The organism is Stenotrophomonas sp. CFBP 13725, assembly GCF_014841935.1.
Lineage (GTDB): Bacteria > Pseudomonadota > Gammaproteobacteria > Xanthomonadales > Xanthomonadaceae > Stenotrophomonas.
Map to the genome: position 1 here is coordinate 448,716 of NZ_JACYUV010000001.1, position 19,205 is coordinate 467,920.

Annotated in this window: 15 protein-coding genes; 11 read left to right on the top strand and 4 right to left on the bottom strand. The window is 67.9% G+C overall.

Annotation, left to right across the window (positions count from 1 at the left end; translation table 11 throughout):
- The first annotated feature begins 14 nt into the window (after window positions 1–14).
- From cpaB to IFT65_RS01970, 10 genes are all read left to right on the top strand, one after another.
- Complete coding sequence (cpaB, locus tag IFT65_RS01925; RefSeq protein WP_192079717.1) at window positions 15–1,049, top strand: Flp pilus assembly protein CpaB; 1,035 nt, start codon at window positions 15–17, stop codon at window positions 1,047–1,049.
- A 17-nt stretch (window positions 1,050–1,066) separates the two neighbouring features.
- Complete coding sequence (locus IFT65_RS01930) at window positions 1,067–2,401, top strand: type II and III secretion system protein family protein (protein WP_192079719.1); 1,335 nt, start codon at window positions 1,067–1,069, stop codon at window positions 2,399–2,401.
- Between the two features lie 23 nt (window positions 2,402–2,424).
- On the top strand, window positions 2,425–3,669 hold the full coding sequence (locus tag IFT65_RS01935) for a fimbrial protein (protein WP_192079721.1): 1,245 nt from the start codon (window positions 2,425–2,427) through the stop codon (window positions 3,667–3,669).
- The gene (locus tag IFT65_RS01940; RefSeq protein ID WP_192079723.1) at window positions 3,654–5,000 is read left to right on the top strand and encodes a CpaF family protein; all 1,347 of its coding nucleotides are present in this window, start codon (window positions 3,654–3,656) and stop codon (window positions 4,998–5,000) included. The genes IFT65_RS01935 and IFT65_RS01940 overlap by 16 nt, the downstream gene beginning before the upstream one ends.
- 2 nt (window positions 5,001–5,002) lie before the next feature.
- Complete coding sequence (locus IFT65_RS01945) at window positions 5,003–5,974, top strand: type II secretion system F family protein (protein ID WP_192079725.1); 972 nt, start codon at window positions 5,003–5,005, stop codon at window positions 5,972–5,974.
- Window positions 5,975–6,005: 31 nt separating this feature from the next.
- Window positions 6,006–6,932: a type II secretion system F family protein gene (locus tag IFT65_RS01950; RefSeq protein WP_192079727.1), complete on the top strand. Its 927-nt coding sequence runs from the start codon at window positions 6,006–6,008 to the stop codon at window positions 6,930–6,932.
- Between the two features lie 5 nt (window positions 6,933–6,937).
- Window positions 6,938–7,816, top strand: a complete 879-nt coding sequence (locus IFT65_RS01955; protein ID WP_192079729.1) for a tetratricopeptide repeat protein — start codon at window positions 6,938–6,940, stop codon at window positions 7,814–7,816.
- Window positions 7,813–8,235, top strand: a complete 423-nt coding sequence (locus tag IFT65_RS01960) for a DUF3613 domain-containing protein (protein ID WP_192079731.1) — start codon at window positions 7,813–7,815, stop codon at window positions 8,233–8,235. Before IFT65_RS01955 ends, IFT65_RS01960 begins: the two co-directional genes overlap by 4 nt.
- A 2-nt stretch (window positions 8,236–8,237) precedes the next feature.
- The gene (locus IFT65_RS01965; protein WP_192079733.1) at window positions 8,238–10,379 is read left to right on the top strand and encodes a TadG family pilus assembly protein; all 2,142 of its coding nucleotides are present in this window, start codon (window positions 8,238–8,240) and stop codon (window positions 10,377–10,379) included.
- A gap of 95 nt (window positions 10,380–10,474) precedes the next feature.
- On the top strand, window positions 10,475–11,170 hold the full coding sequence (locus IFT65_RS01970; RefSeq protein ID WP_192079735.1) for a DUF2968 domain-containing protein: 696 nt from the start codon (window positions 10,475–10,477) through the stop codon (window positions 11,168–11,170).
- 82 nt (window positions 11,171–11,252) lie between these two features.
- Here the strand turns inward: IFT65_RS01970 and IFT65_RS01975 are convergent, their stop codons facing one another.
- Together IFT65_RS01975 and IFT65_RS18905 are read right to left on the bottom strand one after the other, a co-directional pair.
- Window positions 11,253–11,453, bottom strand: coding sequence for a hypothetical protein (locus IFT65_RS01975; RefSeq protein ID WP_192079737.1), 201 nt, complete (start codon window positions 11,451–11,453; stop codon window positions 11,253–11,255).
- A gap of 89 nt (window positions 11,454–11,542) precedes the next feature.
- Window positions 11,543–12,217, bottom strand: coding sequence for a response regulator (locus tag IFT65_RS18905; RefSeq protein WP_192079739.1), 675 nt, complete (start codon window positions 12,215–12,217; stop codon window positions 11,543–11,545).
- Window positions 12,218–12,339: 122 nt separating this feature from the next.
- Between IFT65_RS18905 and IFT65_RS01985 the strand changes: the two genes are divergently transcribed.
- On the top strand, window positions 12,340–12,993 hold the full coding sequence (locus IFT65_RS01985; RefSeq protein ID WP_192079741.1) for a response regulator transcription factor: 654 nt from the start codon (window positions 12,340–12,342) through the stop codon (window positions 12,991–12,993).
- A 26-nt stretch (window positions 12,994–13,019) separates the two neighbouring features.
- Here IFT65_RS01985 and IFT65_RS01990 read toward each other — a convergent pair whose 3' ends face one another.
- Window positions 13,020–16,457 carry a hybrid sensor histidine kinase/response regulator gene (locus IFT65_RS01990; protein ID WP_249404990.1) on the bottom strand — a complete coding sequence of 1,146 codons (3,438 nt, stop codon included), beginning with the start codon at window positions 16,455–16,457 and terminating at the stop codon, window positions 13,020–13,022.
- A 34-nt stretch (window positions 16,458–16,491) separates the two neighbouring features.
- Window positions 16,492–19,188 (bottom strand): ATP-binding protein, encoded by a 2,697-nt coding sequence (locus IFT65_RS01995; protein ID WP_192079742.1) that lies wholly within the window; start codon window positions 19,186–19,188, stop codon window positions 16,492–16,494.
- Window positions 19,189–19,205: the final 17 nt, after the last annotated feature.

The window sequence follows — 19,205 nt, forward strand, 5'->3', positions numbered from 1 at the left end:
TCAGGAGACGCTCCATGCTCAAGTTCACCCGCATCGCCGCCATTGTCCTGCTCGCCCTTGCGGTGCTGCTCGCCCTCATCGCGCTCGTCGTCGGCCGCCGCGCTGCGGAGGCCCGCGCGCCGGCCAGTCCGCCGACCCACAGCACCGCCGATGTTCCGCAGGAGCGGGTTGTCGAGGCCAGTGGGCGGCTGATCGCTGGCAGCCCCATCGAGCTGTCGCAGGTCCGCATCAGCGTGCGTCCGCATTCCCCTGCCGGCGCGTACCGCGACACGGCGAACGTGGTCGGCCTGGTGCCTACCCAGGACATCGCCGAAGGCACCGTGCTGCAACAGGAATTCCTCGCGCAGGGATTCTCCCTCCAGGTCCGCCCAGGTGAGCGCGCGCTTGCCGTGCCGGTCGATGAGCTGGCGGCTGCGGGCAACCGGATCCTGCCGGGCGATTTCGTCGACGTGTTCCTCAACCTCAAAGGCAGCCAGGCCTACGGCGAGCCGGAGCAGGCGCAGACCCGCCTGCTGCTGTCCCGGCTGCGCGTGCTGAGTTACGGCGCACACGATCTGCACGTGCCACGGACGCAACCTGCGGGCACGGACGAGCCGCTGCAGGAGGCTGACAGCGACCCGCGCGCTGCGGACATCCGCGGGTCCGCCAGCGCGGACAGTGGCAGCCGTCCACCTGAGCAACCGGCGCGCAGTGCGGTGCTGGCGGTGCCGGTGGCCGAAGCCAATCGCCTGCTGCTTGGCGCACAGCAGGGCAAGTTGTTCCTTGCCCTGCGCAATCCCGCCGACACGGCCGTCGCCGACCCCAGCCTGTTCCCGGTGCCCCGGACGGTGCTGGCCGCTGCGCGCGGACTGCAGGACGAACGCGCTGCCGCGGTCTCGAATCCGGAGAACGACGCGTTCGCCGGTCTTGATTTCGACGCGCTGGCAGGGCGCAGCGGGCCGCGCCCCGCCGCAGCGGCCACCGCCAGCGCGGTCGCCACAACCCGGCGTCCAGTGCCACGACAGGCACCGGCCGGTATCGAAATCATCCGTGGCAGCAGCACCCCTTGAACTCGACGAGACCCTCCATGATTCCTCGCTGCACGCCTCGTCTGTTGCGCCGCCCGCTGCGGATGGTGATCCTGTTCGTCGCGCTGGTGTCCTCGCCCGCGCTGCTGGCCAACGTGTCGGCGGACATCGTTTTGCAGACGCGCGAACAGCGTCCCTGGGCGCTGCCTGCCGATCTGGAGCGGGTGGCCATCGCGGATCCTTCGGTCGCCGATGTGGTGATGCTGCGCGGCAACCGCGACGCCCTGCTGGTCGGCAAGGCCCCCGGCACTACCACCCTGCTGCTGTGGCAAAAAGGTCAGCGCGATCCGCAACGCCTGCAGATCGATGTGCGCAGCGCGGTACAGGGCGGGCTCGCGCTTGCAGAGGGAGGCGGCGCCGCGGTCACCGTCCAGGGCAGCGACGCGCTGGTCAGCGGTACCAGCGCGTCCCTGCTCGACCATGCCCAGGCACGCAAGGCGGCTGATGCCGCGGTCGGCAAGGACGGTCAGGTCAGCGACATCTCCACGGTCGGCATCGGCGGAGTGGTGCAGGTCGAGGTCAAGGTGGTCGAGTTCAACCGCACGGTGTTGAAGCAGATCGGCATCAACTTCCAGAACCAGAACGGTGGCTTCTCGTATGGCATCGCACGGCCCGGTGGCGTCCCGGGGGGCGGCGACGGCGATGGCGGCAGTACACCGCTGCAATCTGCATTCAAGCTGGTGTTCGGCTCCAGCAAGGATCTGTGGACCGCGGACCTGGACCTGCTGCAGAGCAATGGCATGGCCCGTGTGCTGGCCGAACCCACGCTGGTTGCCCTGTCAGGACAGAGTGCAAGCTTCCTTGCCGGTGGCGAGCTGCCGCTACTGGAACCCCAGGGGTTGGGCACCACCACCATCACCTTCAAACCGTTCGGCATCGGCCTGACGGTGTCACCCACGGTGTTGTCGGCTGACCGGATCGCGCTGAAGGTAGCGCCCGAAGCCAGCGACCTGGATTACAGCAATGCGCTGACCCTCAACGGCGTGCAGGTGCCATCGATCAGCACCCGCCGCGCCGACACCACCGTTGAACTGGGTGATGGCGAAAGCTTCGTCATTGGTGGGCTGGTCAGCAGCACGGTGGCCTCCACCGTGAACAAACTGCCGCTGCTGGGTGACCTGCCCATCATCGGTTCGTTCTTCCGCAACCTGGATTACAAGCGCCAGGACAAGGAGCTGGTCATCATCGTCACGCCGCGGCTGGTCAAGCCGCTGGCGCGCAACACCGAGCTGCCACTCCCCGGCGAGCGCGAGTCACGCGCCAACCTGCCGGTGTGGGGGTCTTGGCTGATCGGGCCGGCCGGCCCCGACGCCGTGCCCGGTTTCTCTCGCTGATCCATGGCCCGAGCCCACAGCCCATGCCACTCGCCACCGCCTTCAGCCTGCCGACCCTGGGACCGCCGATGAACCTCGTCGTGCTTGCCAGTGACCGCGACCTGCTGCCCAGGCTGGCGGCGAAGCTGCCGCCGAACTGGACGCTGGGCCACCACGATGCCGGCTTCCCGGGCGCGGTCCAGCAGCTGCGCGTGGGGGCGCAGACGCTGGTGCTGCTCGACTTCCACGCAGCACGGGCTGCCGCGTCGGCAGAACTGGTGCGCCAGCTGCGGCAGATCCGCCCCGACCTGTCGATGGTCGCCGTGGGGGCGACCAGCCTGGGGCAGATCGAGGGAGTGGTCAGCGCGCTGCGCGCGGGACTGCGCGACTTCGTTGACCTGGATGCCGATGCCGAAGAGATTCTTGCCGTCCTCACTCGCGCGGCCATCGCGCCGGCTCCCCCCACACCGGAGGTTGCGCGGAAGGCGCCGTTGACCCTGTTGCTGGGCGTGCGCGCCGGGATGGGCAGCAGCACCCTGGCCGCCCATCTCAGCGTGCTGGCGCAGCAGATGCGTGCCGCTGGGAACCACCAGGATGTGCTGCTGCTGGACATGAGCCAGCCCGCCGGCGACCTCGCGCTCTACCTCAACATCGACAGCCGGTTCCATTACGACGAAGCCCTGCGCAGTGCCGCACGCATCGATGCCACCCTCGCACGCACCGCCATGGCCCGGCATCCCGGCGGCCTGGTACTGCTGGATCGCGCTGCCGGCAGCGAAGCGCTGCCGCCAAGTGACCCCGGCCTGCTGCTGCAGCGGCTGCGCAGCCTGTTCTGCAGCGTGCTGTGCGATCTTGGCGGCACGCCGCTGCGGCAGGTACCGGGCACGCTGCTCGACAACGCCGACGAGATCTGGCTGGTCACCGACAGCGCGATCGCCAGCCTGGTATCGCTCGACCAACTGCTGCACCAGTTGCCTGCCGGCCTGCGCGGCAGCGATCGGCTGAAACTGATCGTCAACCGCGATGGAGAGCACAACGGCCTGACCGCCGCGCAGATCGCCACGCGTTTCGCGCTGCCGTTGCTGGCCACCCTGCCCGACCGTCCGCGGCTGCGCGCCAGTGCCAGCCAAGGCCACCTGCTGCTTGACGATGCGCCGCGTGATCCCTACGTGCGTGCCCTCGCCCCGCTGCTGGCCCGCTTCGACCCGACCACCAGCCCACCCGAAGCGCAGGGCCTGCGCGACAGGTTCGCCCACGCCCTGAGTAACCTGCCATGGAAGACAAAGTGATGCCGTTCCCGAACGCACCCTTCCGCGAGGTGCCGCCTGATCCGGCGCCGCTGCCGTTCGCGCAGACAGAGCAGTACCAGAAGGTGCTGTCCGCCGCGCACGAACACCTGCTCAACCGGGTGGAAGACGAGCGCATCGACATCGACGCGTGGGCACCGGACACCGTGCGGCGCTGGGTGGAGGGTGAGACGGCCGGGTTCGTGCAGGAATGGCGCATCCCGATCAACGAACAGGAAATGCAGATCGTTGCCGAGGGCCTGGTCAAGGAGCTCACCGGATTTGGTCCACTCGATGACCTGCTGCGTGACCCGGACATCGAAGACATCCTGATCAATGGCTATAAGGACGTGCACGTCTCGCAGGGCGGGCGGCTGCAGCGCGCCCCACAGCGTTTCACCGACGACACCCACCTGCTGCGCATCCTGCGCCGGATCATCGCGCCGCTGGGGCGGAGGCTGGACGACTCCAACCCGATGGTCGATGCCCGGCTGCCCAATGGCGGACGCCTGAACGCCATCATCTCGCCGCTGGCGGTGGACGGGCCGATGGTGTCCATCCGCAAGTTCCGCAAGGACCCGTTCACCCCGGACGAACTGCTGGCGATGGGCACCTTCGACAAGCCGATGCAGACGTTGCTGCAGGCGATGGTGCTCGGTCGCTGCAATATCCTGGTGTCGGGCGGCACCAGCTCCGGCAAGACATCACTGTTGAACGCGCTGGCCAACTACATCCCGGAGAACGAGCGCGTACTGACGGTGGAGGACACCGCCGAGCTGTCACTCAACCATCCCCACGTGGTGCGCCTGGAAAGCCGCATCGGCGGCACCGATGGACACGGTGCGGTGAGCATCCGCGACCTGGTGCGCAACAGCCTGCGCATGCGTCCGGACCGTATCGTGGTCGGCGAGGTCCGCGGGGCGGAAGTCCTGGAAATGTTGCAGGCGATGAACACCGGCCATGACGGATCAATGGCCACCATCCATGCGAATTCCCCGCGCGACTGCCTCTACCGCATCGAGATGCTGGCCGGGTTCGCCGGTTTCCAGGGCAGCGAGGACAGCCTGCGCAGGCAGATCGCCAGCGCGATCGATTTCATCGTGCAGATCTCCCGGCTGGGCAGCGGCCGTCGCGTGCTGGTGTCGATCACGGAAATCACCGGCGTCAGCGACAACATGATCTCGACCCAGGAGATGTTCCGTCACGAAGTCGAGCTGGACGCGGAGGGTGGCGAGCGAGACCGCTGGATCGGGCTGGGCTTCCACCCGCATTCGCACAAACTGGAGCCGTTCCGCCAGGCACTGCGCGAATCGTTCAACGCGGGGGCCTGGTAAGCATGGCCACGGTGCTGCTGTTGCTGTGCATCGCCGCCGTGCTGGGTGCCTTCGCCCTGCTGCTGCTCGGCAGTGCACAGCGCCGGGCACGCGCACAGGCGTCGATGGGACACACAGAGCAGCGCCTGCAGCGCAGCGCAACGTCCGCGTCGGCCACCCAGCTCGACTCCGCTGCATCCGGTGCCGCCGCGATCGCGCCCCTGCCCGCTACACCGGGGGCCACCGCAGGTAACGCCAGCGCGCTGCCGTGGGATGCCACCCTGCTGCGCGCGGGCATGCGTCCGGGCTGGCGTGCGCCCGTGCTGGCCCTGCTGGCAGGAATCGCGTTTTCTTCATTTGCCGTGGTGCGCCTGGGCACCGGCTGGGCATTTCCGGTCACGTTCGGCCTGTACGCACTCGTCTGTGGGCTCGTCCTGCAGCGACGCATCGGCAAGCTGCAGCAGAAGCTGGTCCGCCAACTGCCTGACTTCCTCGACAACCTGGTCCGCCTGACCGGGTTGGGCAACAGTCTGCAGATGTCCTTCCAGACCGCAGCGATCCAGACCGTCGCGCCCTTGCGCGACCTGCTGGATGTCACGTTGCGCAATGCGCGTACCGGCATGGATCTCGACCGGGCGTTGTCGCAGGCGTCGGCTCCATGGCGGGTGGAGGCACTGGAGGTGCTCGCGGTGGTGATGGGTGTCTGCGTCCGCATCGGCGGCCGCTCCGATCAGGTGCTGCAGCGGCTCAGCGACTTCATGCGCGACCTGGACCAGGCGCAGCAGGAATTGAAGGCCACCACCTCGGAAACCCGGATGTCGGCGTGGGTACTCGGCCTGCTGCCTCCCATCAGCGCCCTGCTGATGGCCCTGATGAGCCCCGGCTTCTTCGAGCCGATGCTGCGCCAGCCACAGGGACACACCCTGCTGTTGGCAGCGCTGGGGTTGGAACTGGTGGGCGGCTTCCTGTTGTACCGGCTGGCGAAATCGCTATGAAACTTCCGCACGCCGCACCGGGAGCAGCCCCATGAGCCCGACCGGTTGGTGGACCCTGTCGTTGCTGCTGTTCGCCGCCAGCGTGGCGCTGTTCGGTGCGCTGTACTGGATCCAGGCGGTTCGACAGCAACGCAGTGATGCGACGCTGCAGTCCGCACTGCAGCCCCGCGCGTCGACCGTGCCGACCCCGGCAGCACCCCGCAGCGCATTGGCCTGGCTGGAAGCCATCGGCCAGCGCTTCAGCGGCGGGCGCATCGAACGTGCGTTGCTGGCCAGCGAGGACCGCATGCTGCTCGACCTCGGCGGCTGGAACACGCGCCGGGGCACGGCCATCTATGTCGCCCTGCGCCTGCTGCTCGCCGTGGCGATCGTCCTGCCGGCACCGGCCCTGGTGGACGCCGAGGGCGCCGGACGGGTGTTCACCGTGATCGCCGCGCTGGCCGCCGGCCTGCTGCTGCCGAAGATCGTGCTCGGCATCTGGGCCGGTCGTCGGCGCAAGCGCGTCAACGACGAACTGCCGATGCTGATCGACCTGCTGCGGCTGCTGCAGGGCGTGGGTTACAGCATGGACCAGAGCCTGCAGACACTGGGCGAGAAACTGCGTCCCGCGCTGCCCGTGCTGGGGCGTGAGATCCACGACGCCAACATCGCCTATGCGCATGGCCGCAGTCGATCGCAGTCACTGCGCCGGCTGGGCGAGGCGTACGACGATGACGACCTGCGCAGCCTGGTGCAGCTGATCCTGCAGGTGCATGCCCACGGCGGTGCGGTGCAGGAGCCGCTCAAGCAGTTCAGCCTGCGGCTGCGCGAACAACGGCGGCACACCCTGAAGGAAAAGGTGGGAAAGCTGTCGGTGAAGATGACCGTGGTGATGATGCTGACCCTGCTGCCGGCGTTGATGCTGGTGCTTTCCGGCCCTGCGCTGCTCGCGCTGGCTTCTACCCTCACCCGGATATGATGACGATGCGGCGACACCTGATACTGACCTTGAGCTGCTGCCTGCTGGCCACCGCGTGTTCGCAGACCGTCGGCGGCTATCGCCAGGTCGCCCCCAGCCTGGTCGAGCCCGGCGCGGACGCGGTCAACACGCGCGGCACCTACCTTGACCTGATCCAGCGCATGCAGAAGCAAGGCGCCTACTACGCGTCGCTGGCCCACATCGATGCGTTCAGGCAGCGCCATGGCGATACACCCGCCGTGCGACTGCTGCAGGCCGACGCCCTGCGCCAGACCGGCCAACTGGACGCGGCCGATGCCCTGTACGTCACCCTGACGCGCGGCGACCAAGCGGCGGCGGCCTGGCACGGCATCGGCCTGATCGCGGCGCAGCGCGACCAGGATGACAAGGCGGAAGCTGCCCTCGCACGCGCGGCCCACCTGATGCCGCTGGATACCGCCGTGCTGGGTGACCTCGGCTACGCACGCCTGCGTGCAGGCAAACTCGAACAGGCGCAGGCTCCGCTCGCGCAGGCACTGGAGCTCGTACCGGGCGATCCGCGTGCTGTTGCGAACCTCGCGGTGTGGGCGCTGCTGCGCAACGACCCGGACACGGCCGAGCGCCTGCTGCAACGAGGCAACGCCTCCGCTTTCACGCGCAGCGAGGTGCAGCGCCAAGCCGTCGCACTGCGCCAGCGCGCCAGCAGCACGCAGGCGGCGTCCGCCGCTTCATCACCCGGCATCGCATCCGCAGATGACCGGCGCCGCGGCGCGCCGCAGCCTGGCGCTGCAGACCGCCGGACCGTCCCTGTCCGCGCCACCCCCGTACGTCCCGACAGCGCGCTTCCCGCCACCATGCTGGAGCGCTTTGGCCACATCGCCACTGCCACGGAGAGCACCCCATGACCTCACCTACCCTGCTCGGCTGCAGCCTTGCACTCGCCCTGCTGTCAGCGGCCGCCGCCGCCGCGCAGCAGGCACCGGTCACCGGGCGCATGCTCGGTGACCCTGTGGTGCCGTTGCGCACCGAGGCCCAGGTGCCTGCACCGCCTGCCGCCGACGCTGCACGACCGGCTGCACCAGGCCCCGTCCCGCCCCCCGCCTACCGCGCCGCGTCCGTCGCCACGCTGTCCGGGGAACCGGGCCAGGCCACCCGCGACCTGATCCGTCTGCAGGCATCGGGCACGCAGGCCGGGCCCGGCCTGCCCGTACTGGGCGACCAGGCGCGCGCCAGCTACGCGCGCTACCTGAAGAGCTTCGAGCACGAACTGCCCGAGTACTTTGAAAACACCGTCGGGACCTCAACCAAAGCAGGGAGCAACTGACCATGGCCCGCCGCCGCGCGATACCCTGCCGCGCACGGCAACGCGGTGCCATGTCGGTCACCATGCTGCTGCTGATGGTCGGCCTGGTGACCATGCTGGGCCTGGTGGAGGTCGGCTATCTGTACTGGGCAAAGCGTGACGCGCAGAAGACGGCTGACCTGTCGGCCATCGCTGGCGCCCAGCGGCTGGATCTGTGCAGTGCCGGCCTGGGCGACAATACGGCGGCACGCCGCAACGCGCTGGTGGAAAACCGGTTCGGCGGCCAGGTCGATATCCAGTGTGGCAGCTGGAAGCCTATCCATCCGGCGGCCGACCACTTCCTGTCCGGTGCCAGCACGCAGCACGCGCTGAACGCGGTCAAGGTCACGGCACGGCGCAGCGTGGTGCCCTTCTTCGGCCACAACACCGCGATGCCGACCGTCAGCGCACAGGCCGTCGCCAAACGGAGCGCACCCAGCGCCGCCTTCAGCGTGGGTGCCCAGCTGCTGCGGGTGAATGGCAGAACGCCTCTCGGCAACACCCTGAAGCTGGTCGGCGTCGACCTGGACCAGACCAGCCTGCTCGGCTACGACGGACTGGCGCAGGCACGCATCACGCCGGGGGGCCTGCTGCAGGCGCTCGGCATCCCCGTGGATGCGAACATCAGCGTCGGTGACTTCAACGCCCTGCTTGCCGCACACCGCGTGTCACTGGGCCGGCTGCTGGATGCAACGGCGACCGTGCTGGCGCAGTCGGGCGTGGCGGCTGTCGATCTGAGCGCACTGCGCAGCGCGCTGGCCACCCGACTCGACCTCGACCAGCTGGCCATCAAGCTGGGCAGCGATTCCACAGGGGGTGGCCTGTTCGCGCAGGTAGTGGCACCGGAGGGCACGGCAGCCAGCGCATTGGAGACGCAACTGAACGCCCTGGACCTGATAACCACCAGCATCAGCATCGCCAACGGCGGACGCGGCGTTGCGGTCAACAACCTGACCCTGCTGGGCCTCGTCCAGGCGCAGGCCGCCGTGATCGAACCGCCGTCGATCGGCATCGGCGGCGCGCATCAAGGAGGACCCGGCATCACCCACAACGGCGCGCGCGCCTACAACGCCCAGGTCCGTGTCTTCGTCGATATCGACACCAACAACCTGCCACTGGCGGGCGGCCTGCTGTCGTTGCTGGGCACCCGCCTGAAGGTGCCGTTGCACGTCGACGTAACCAACGCGTATGCCGACCTGAAATCGTTGCAATGTGGTGCCCGTCCGCGCACCGCCACCTTCGATGTCACCTCGTCGGTGCTGCGCACCTGCATCGGCAAAGTGGCCGATGCGGATCGTTTCACCCGGCGCGATGTCTGTGACGCCAGCCTGGGCAAGGAACAGCTGCTCACCCTGTTGGGCGCACCGCTGATCAACGACAAGCTGCAGTTGGCCGCGCTGTCGGCTACCCAGCGCGTGACCGTGCCCGAGAACGAAACCCGCTCCACCGACCCCAACGCGTTGCCGATCGGCACCTCGTTGATGACCCTCACCAATGAGCTCATGAAGCTGCTCGCCAACATGATCAATCCCGGCATCGCCGGCGCCAGGACCGACGACACCGCGCTGCAGTTCGCCGGTCAGTTCCTGGATGCGACGCGGCAGGCCAGCGGCCGTTACGATGTCGATCAGGCCGTCAAGGTGCTGCGCGGCGATGTCCGCGTCGCCAACTTGAATCCAATTGGTGACTGGTCACTGAAAGACCAGCCATCGGCCTTGAATGTCTTCGCCGATGTCACCCAGGGACGCAATGGCGGATTGCTTGGCGGCCTGCTGTCGCTGCTGCTGGGTGACCTGACCGCAAAAAGCTGCAGCGGCCTGCTGACCCAGCTCGTCGACTACAACGGCTGCGTCAAGCGCAACCTGGCCTCGTTCCTGCAGACCCGGCCCGGCGGCATCGGCGACCCGAACGCCGGCAGCGTCGTGGCCACGCCGGGTGCCACGTTGAACTGCTCCGGGGTGCTCTGTGCCGTATTGAAAGTGGCAATGGAGCCGTTGAAGGGGCTGCTGAACGAGGTCGGCAGGCTGCTCTCGATCACGCTGGCGAACGTGCTTGGCCTGGAACTCGGACGTACCGACGTGCACGTGCAGTCGATCAGCTGCAGCGGCGCGCAACTGGTTTATTGACGCCATGCACGCGGCATCGGCGACAGTTTCACGCATGCTAGACTGCGCGCGGGGAACTCCACTTCAACAACAATCCACTCGTGGGTGGTCTATACATGCGACATGACTCTGGGGATGCAGCGACCAACCGACGGATCACCGTCGCGTCGATGGCGCTGTTGATGATCCTTTCCGCACCGTCGGCGTTCGCCGCGCGCACCGAACGCACGCCGCGACCGGATCCCGCTCCGACCGCGCCCGTCGCCCGCACGTCGGTGGACGAGCTCCGCCAGTTGATGGATTCCCAACAGCTGACGGAACTGCGCACGACCTACAACGGCGCGTACGGCGCCAGCCTGCTGTTCAATCCGAGCACGCTGAATTACTACGTCGCGCTGTTCCAGGAAAAGAACTTCTGGCGCGTCATCAAGACCGATTCGGTGGAGAACGCCGAGCATGCGTACCGCACGTTCGTGCAGCAGACCGAGCAGCTCGCACAGGTGAGCCTCGACACCATCCGCCTGGATGCCGGCAAGCGCTACACCGAGCGCCTGGTCAGCTTCAACGAGGAGCGCCTGCGCACCCTGCAGGCGCAGGTCGAGCAGGAACGCGCGCAGTCGCTGCAGGTCAGCACCGCGCTGCAGCAGGCACAGCAGCAGGCCGTCAGTCTGAGCACCGACCTGCAGAGCAGCAACAGCCAGCTCGATACCCTGCAGCAGCGGATCCAGCAGCTGCAGTTGCAGCAGGGCAACCCGGAAACCACGCTGCCCGCGCCGACGACGACGTCGGCCGCACCGGTGGTCGGCGACTGAGACCCGGCACGGGTCCCCGTTCCACCGACGTGATGCACGCCGACGGCGCCCCAGGGGCGCCGTCATCGTCTACGGTGCAGGCTCAACGGACGACGTCGGGGTCCTCCATGACCGGCAGCGCCTCTGCCGTTTCGCGCCAGGCCTCGCGCATGCGCCTGCGCTGCTGCGGCGAGGTGTAGAGATAGATGTTGAGCGTGTCGAGGAACGTGGACTGCTCCAGTATCGCCAGATCAGCGAACTGTTCCAACAACAGCACAACGCTGACAGGAGGCAGGGGAAACACATCGACACCGGAAGATCAAAGCGGAGCCCGTCACGATACCCATCGCCGCAGCGTGGACGCATCGGACCCGGCTGAATCCCGTGCAGGGCCTACTCCGACTCGACTGCCTTGGCCCGCGCTTGTTGGGATGCGTTGACCAGCCCATGTGCGATGGCGTAGTGGAAGACTTCTGCGTCGGTGGCGAGGTTGAGCTTGCGCATGGCGGCGACCTTCTGCGTACTGACGGTCTTGCGGCTGCGACCGATGCGCTCGGCGATCTCGATCACCGAAAGCCCTTCGGCATACATGCGCAGCACTTCGTTCTCGCGCTTGGACAACACCGCGCCGTGATCGGCCATGGCAGGTTCGACGGCCAATCGGGACTCGACCTCGGGGGACTGATACGCGCCGTCCGCCGCTGCCATGCGCACGGCCGGCAACAGGTGGTCCAGCGGATCGCTCTTGCTGACGATGCAGCGGACGCCCGCCGCCAGAATGTTCCTCAGCACCAGGGGGCTTTCCATCCCGGTCAGCACGACCAGCCGGGTCTTCGGGAAACGTCGCTGCAGGAAACGCAGCATGGCAATGCCGTCGCCATAGCGACCATGCGGCATCGAGAAATCCGACACCACCACGTCCACGCTGCTGCTGCTGACCAGATCGACCAGCGCCGTGGAATCCTTGACCATGCCCACCAGTTCCAGCCCGGGCTGGCCCTGCAACAGGTGGGCGATGCCCGCCAGCAGCACGGGATGATCATCGGCAAGCACGATTCGGAGTTTCACGTCTGCAGCCCGTCCAGGATGGGGTACGGCGGCCACTATATGCCACCTCGGCACGAAGCTGGCATATAGTTGCGCCGCTGCCCGTCTGCAGGCTGCCCCCCCGATGAGAGCTGGAGTCCAGAATGGTCGATAACTCGATCCGTGTAGCCATAGCCGACGACCACCCCCTGATCCGGATGGCCATCGAAGCGGCACTTGATACCGTACCGGCGATCGTCCATGTCGGTTCTGCCGCCAACTCCACCGAGCTCATCGCCCTGCTCGATGCGCACCCGTGCGATGTCGTGGTCACCGATTTCGCGATGCCCCACGGCGAGCACGGCGACGGTCTGCAGCTGCTGCAGCTGCTGCGTTCGCGCTATCCCGAGCTGCAGATCGCCGTGTTCACCGGACTGGACCAGACCGCTGTCGTCCAGGCGCTGTACGACGCCGGCGTGAACCACATCCTCAGCAAGGGAGACGATGTATCGCACGTGGCGGCCGCCATCATGGCCGCGCATGTAGGCAGACGCTATCTGTCTCCCAGCGTGGCCCCGCTGTTGCCGGCGCGCAGCAGCCAGCGCAGTACCGTGCCACTTTCACCACGGGAGCGTGAAGTGCTGCGCCTGTTCGTGGGGGGTATGAGCATCAACGCCATTGCCGAGCAACTGGATAGGCGCAAGCAGACCATCAGCACGCAGAAGGTCAATGGCATGGCCAAGCTGGGCGTGGAGCGTGATGCCGATCTGTTCAAATACGCGGTTGAACTTGGCCTGGAGGCTCCCGCTGCAGGCTGAGCGGACCGCCGGCCCGGTCCGCTCCATCAATCGTCCTGCGCGGTCGGCGGAAGCTGCGCGGCATGCTGGTCCACCAGTGCACGCAGATCGGACAGCGCTGCATCGAGTGCGACGCCATCGACGGCTACGCCGTCACGCAACTGCCCCTCCATGACGCCGAAGCGGGTCCCCAGCGCGCGATGGCCCAGCATCATCAGCACGCCTTTCACCGCATGCAGGCGATCAAGCAGGCCGTCGTGGTCCTCCGCGAGACGCGCTTGCGCGATCCGCTGCAGGTCATCAAGCGTGCTGGTCACGAAGGTGCGGCGCAATGCATCCGGCAGGACCATCGGCGGCGGGTCCGCAGTGCCCGCCTGCGTCGCGACCCGCCCACCCTCACGCGGGCCCGCAGGCGCACTTGCCACAAGGTACGGTTCCAGCGCGCGCGCCAGCGTGTCCAGGTTCATCGGCTTCAGCAGCAGGTCACTGATGCCCGCCGCGCGACAGCGCTCGCGCTCGCTGGCAAGCGCCGTCGCGGTGATGGCCAGGATCGGCACGGCACTGTCGCGCGCGCGCAGCGCGCGGGCCAGCGCGTAACCGTCCATCACCGGCATGTTGATGTCGGTGAGGACAGCCAGGTGTACATCGGGGCGCCAGGCAAGCAGGCCGTCACTGCCGTTCTCCGCAGTGTCCACGCTCAGGCCCAGTGTCTCCAGCTGCTGCTGGATCAGCTCGCGGTTCACCGCATTGTCTTCAACCAGCAACACGCGTCCCTGTGCTGCCTGCATCGCGCTGACCGGGGCTGCGGCGACGACGGCGGGCGCCCCCTCGACGGTGTCATTCAACGCCCGCAGCAATGCGTCGGCGGCGTAGCTGCTGACATGCACGCCATCGTCCATCGGCTGTGGCGACAAGGGCCCATTCGGAGACGCGCGGACAACATCACGATGCAGCGCCGCCAGCGCATTTTCCTCGTCTGCCGTCCAGGCGCGTCGCTCGCCGAACAGCAGCAGCGTTGTATCGGCGTGCGGCAACGGCTGCAAGGGGGGCTGCTCCAGCACCGTGACCTCCGCACCCCAGCGCTGCAGAAGTTCCGCGATTTCATGGCGCCACTCCGCTGCCGCCGACAGCAGCGTGATGCGACGGCCGCGCAGCGGCTGTGCGCTGCTGACCGAAGCCCCCTCCGGCTGCACGGGCACTTCGAAGGTGAAGACGCTGCCGACGCCCAGGGTGCTCTCTGCGCGGATGCTGCCCCCCAGCAGCCGCGCCAGCTGCTGGCACAGCGCCAGCCCGAGGCCGCTGCCGCCATAGCGCCGCGAGATGCTCGCATCCGCCTGCTGGAAGGGCTGGAACAACTGCGCCAACGCCTCCTCGCCCAGGCCGATGCCGGAGTCGACCACCTGCAGGCGCAGCATCGGCGCGGCACCGGGCGGACGCTCCAGCAACTGCGCGCGTACCACGATGCGGCCCGACTCGGTGAACTTGACCGCATTGCCAAGCAGGTTGTTCAGCACCTGGCGGATGCGGTGCATGTCCGCCTGGAACGTGCGCTCGAGCTCTGGGGCGATGGCGTAGAACAATTTGACGCCCTTGCGCTGGGCTTCCGGCGCAAACAGCAACGCCGCCTGCTCGATCAGCGGCCGCGGCGTGAATGCGACCGGATCGATGTCCAGCTGTCCGGCCTCGATCTTGGAAAAGTCCAGCACGTCGCTGATGATGCCGAGCAGCGCATCGGCCGAAAGACGGATACGCGCCACCCGCTCGCGCTGCGCCGGCTGCATCGGCGAACGCGCCAGCAGCTCCAGGTGCCCCAGCACGCCATTGAGCGGGGTACGGATTTCGTGGCTCATCGTGGCGACGAACGCCGACTTGGCCCGCGATGCCGATTCGGCGGCAGCGCGTGCACGCTCTGCATCGTGACGCGCACTTCGCAGCGTCTGCTCCAGCTCGGCTTGAGCGGTCACATCGCGCAACGCGCACACCCACACGGCACGGTCGCGGTACGCAGCCAATGCCATGGCCACCTGGAGTCTGAGCGCAGGCTGGTCCGGCGCGGCGACCGGCGCGCTCCAGAGGAACTCCCGCACCGGCTGACCGCTAGCCGCATCGGCCTGCACTTTATCCGCCAGCGCCGCATGCAAGGTCTGCCCGTCCACCGTCGCTGCCGCATCCGCCATCTGCCGGGCAAGCTCGTTCTGCACCAGCGGCTCACCACTTTCCGGATCGATCAGCACCAGGCCGACCGGCGAGGTATCGATGATGACGCGACTCAGCGCTTCACTTTCGTACACCCGCCACGCATCTGCCAGCGCAGGCATGAAGACGCGCCGATCCAGCCGCAGCAACACCCACCACAACGCAGCGAGGATCAGCGTCGCCGCCAGCAGCTGGGCCAACAGCCGGTGACCTTTGTCGTGCCACAGGTCGCCCCAGCCATAGGTATGCAGAATGCGCCAGTCCACTGCCGCCACCGGACCGGCCACCACGAACTGGCCATCCTGGTAGAACCGGACGTCGGCCTTTCCCGCCTCGTCGTTCACGCGCCTGGCCAATGCGGGCGCGATGGCGGCAGCCGCACCGGCACTGCGCAGCACCGTGCGGCCGTCGTCGGTAATGACCGTATAGGCGCCCGACTCCCGCGCGTCCAGCCGTGCCTTGATGGTGTCCACCGGCTCGAACGCCACCCGACGCAGAATCGGTTCGCGGCCCTGCTGCAGCAACTGCAGCGCAACCAGCGAAGGCTGGCCGGTGATGGGATTGGCGTCGAAGGTCGACACCATGCGGCCTCCGCCCGCTGCGCTCTGCACCGGGCCGACGGCGGGACGCATGCGCAGCGCCCGTGCTTCGGTCGCCAGCAAGCGGGTAAAGGCTTCTTCGCGGCTGCTGACCCGCAGGGCACGCAGCAGCTGTGCCTCGTCGGTGACACCGGACACGGCCAGCAGCCGGCGCTTCGGTTCGTAGAAATACATCGTGACCGGTCCCACCGACCGCAGCGCGGCCACCGATGCTGCCGTGTACACCGAGTACTCATGCATGATGCCCATGTAGGCATCCAGCAGCGGCCGCGGCACCGGATTGTCCTTCGCCCCGAGCACCAGCCACGGCACCGCCGTGCGCCCTTCGGCGCGCACCAGCAGCTGCCCGCCATTGGCCAGAAAACGGTCAGCCAATGGAGCGCCCAGCGTCTTCAGCCTCGGCTGCTGCGTATTCCACATCATCTCGCTGCCATTGATGTTGCTGGCGTAGGCGCGATCCCGCTGGAACAGGAAGTAGTCGACCGCCGAGCGCGCGTCGACGAAGCGCTGGCGTTCTTCGGCGTGGAACGTATCGACGTCCGAAAACACCGCCATCAGCAGCGTGGCCACGATCAGCAGGCTGACCAGCCCCCCACCGCCGAACAGCAGGCGACGCTGGTGGCGGCGCAGTGAAGCGAGCGACGGGCGTGCCTGCACGGTCGTTCCCAAGGTGGATGACAGCGGGTCCAAGGCAGTTCCTCGTGCGCGTCTGCGCGCGTCGAATCTAGCTCATCGTCGCAGGGGTTTCCATGTCGCCGCCCGGATCCGCTGTGCCGCCGATGGCTTCATCCGCAATGTCAGCCTGCAGCGCCTCCAGCAGCGCGGCGGCCGAGTACGCCGACACCCGCAGGTCGCCGGGTGGGCCAGCGGCGCGCAGCGGCCCATCGCCGCGCACCCGCACGATCCGTCCACGGAATCCATCCACCGTTCCTCGTGCCGCACGCTGGTTCCGCTCGAAGATCACCAACGGCAGTGCGCGGCATGACGCCACGGCCTCGATCTGCTGCAGCGATTCCAGCACCACCACCTTGGCGCCCCATGCACGCAGACGACGGGCAAGCTCTTCGCGCCACGTCACGGTGGCGGAGTACAGCAGCACACCGCGCCCCTGCAGCGGAGGCGCAGCGTCAGCGGTTGTTTCCACCGCCTGTGCCTCGATATCGAAACCGAACACGCTGCCCACCCCCGGCGTGCTGTGTACATCGATCTCACCGCCCATCAGATGACAGAGCTGCCGGGACAGCGACAGCCCCAGGCCAGAGCCGCCGAAACGGCCGGCAATTGAGGCATCGGCCTGCGCGAACGGCTCGAACAGCCTGCGCTGTTGCACCTCGCTGAGGCCGACCCCGGAGTCGGCGACTTCCAGCCGCAGGCAGTGGGGATGTCGTGAGGAGACGGCCCGGATCTCGATCCGACCCGACGCGGTGAACTTGACGGCGTTGCTGACGAGGTTGCGCAGCACCTGCTCCACCCGGTCCGCGGCACCGCGGTACCGTGGCGCCAACGACCCGTCGACCAGCAGGTCCAGGTCCACGCCCTTGCCCTGCGACAACGGCGCGTACAGCAGCGCCACCCGCTCCAGCAGCAGGGCCGGCTCGAACACGGCGCTGTCCAGCTCCAGACGGCCGGATGCGGCACGCTCCAGGTCCAGTACGTCGTTGATGATCAGCAGGAGCGAATCGGCGGACTGGGTGATGCGGCCCAGGCGCGCACGCTGTTCGATATCCAGCGACGAGCGTGCGAAGAGCTCCAGATGGCCCAGGATGCCGTGCAGCGGGGTGCGTATCTCATGGCTCATGGCCGCCAGGAACCGGGACCGGGCGCGGTGCGCCGCCTCGGCTTCATCGCGCAGCTGGTCTTTCTGCACCTGCAGTTCCACCCTCGCGGTCAGGTCCTGCAAAGTACACAGCAGCACCCTGCCTGCACTGTCGAACAGCGGCGTGGCATTGACGAGCAGGTGCGTCGCCACCGCGCCGCGGCCGCCTGGGTAAAAGACCTGGAACTCTCGGATGTCCAGGTTGTCGTCACGACGCGAAACCGCCTCGGCGTAACCGTCGACCAGCGCATCGTACAGCGCGACCCCGGAGCGTTCGGCGGCACCGGCATAGCGGCGCGCCAGCTCGTTCTGCACCTGCGGCACGCGCTGCTCGATGTCCACCAGGCAGAGTCCTGCCGGCGTCATCTGGATCAACGAACGGAACAGGGCTTCGTTCGCGTACACCTGCATGGCGCGCGCAGCAGCAGGCGCCAGCACGTGCCGGTCCACCCACGCCAGCAGCCCCCACAGACCTGCCATCAAGCCCGCCCACAGGGCCAGTGCCAGGCACAACATGGGCGTTCCGTCAGCCAGCATGTCGCGCCAGCCAACGGTGGTCACCAGCGCCCAGTCCGTGCCCGTGACCAATGAAGCGATCACCCTGCGGCCGTTGCGACGGTACTGGACGATGCCGTCGTCCGCATGCGACCAGATCCCGGCATCGTGCAGGGTGCCGACCACGCCATCGGCCGCTGCGCTGCGCGATCCCAGGATGACTTCGCCGTTGGGCGCCATCACCTGCAGGTTGCTGTCACTGGCCTCGCGCAGAACCTGCGCCAGCCCCGCAGTCGGCTCGAACGCCACGAAGACACCCAGTCCGCGTCGGCCGTCGTGCGCGGCAAACACGGTGACCAGCGACGCCCGCCCGGTCACCGGGTGTGCGGCAAAGCCGATGCGCGCCTCCCCCCGGCCATGGCTGGCACGCAGCGCAGGGACCGTATCGGCCGCCGAGGCCGGCGGTAGCAGGTGCGCATAGGCCCGTAGCTGGCCGAACGTGCCTTGGCGATCACGCTCGGCGCTCGCGATGCCGGTGCCGCTGTCGTCCAGCCCTTCGTTGATCACGACCAGATGCCCGGTGGGGTCCAGGAAGTAGGCAGCGCCCGCGGCTTCCGCATCGGGTCCGTTGAACGCCATCCGCGTGATGACCGACATGGTACGTGCCAGCGCCAGGTAGCGATGCAGCCGTTCTGCGGGCCAGTGATCGGTCCCCAGCCCCAGCACGAGCTGCGGGGCGTCCTGCGCACCCTGCTGCAACCGCAGCGTCTGGGCGTCGGCCAGGTAGCGCCGGGTTTCTGCTTCCAGTACCGCCGGGTCGCTGTCCATGCGGTGCCGCCACGCGTACTCGGTCATGTTGACCAGACGCGCGTAGCTCGCGTCATGCCGGGTCAGCTGCGCATCCAGTGCGGTCCGGGCACGGATGAACGCCTGCAGCCGATTTTCCTCGTAGCTGCGCGCATGCAGCCACACCGCCGTCGCCAGCGCCGCCAGCAGCAGGACGCTCAGCAACGCGCCGGCGATCAGCAGCAGCCGGCGCGGATGGCTGCGCAGCGCGCGCAGGTCCTCGTCGTTGGCGCACGTGTCCTGCAGGGGCTGAAGGCGCGCCATGATGGATCGCAGCAAGG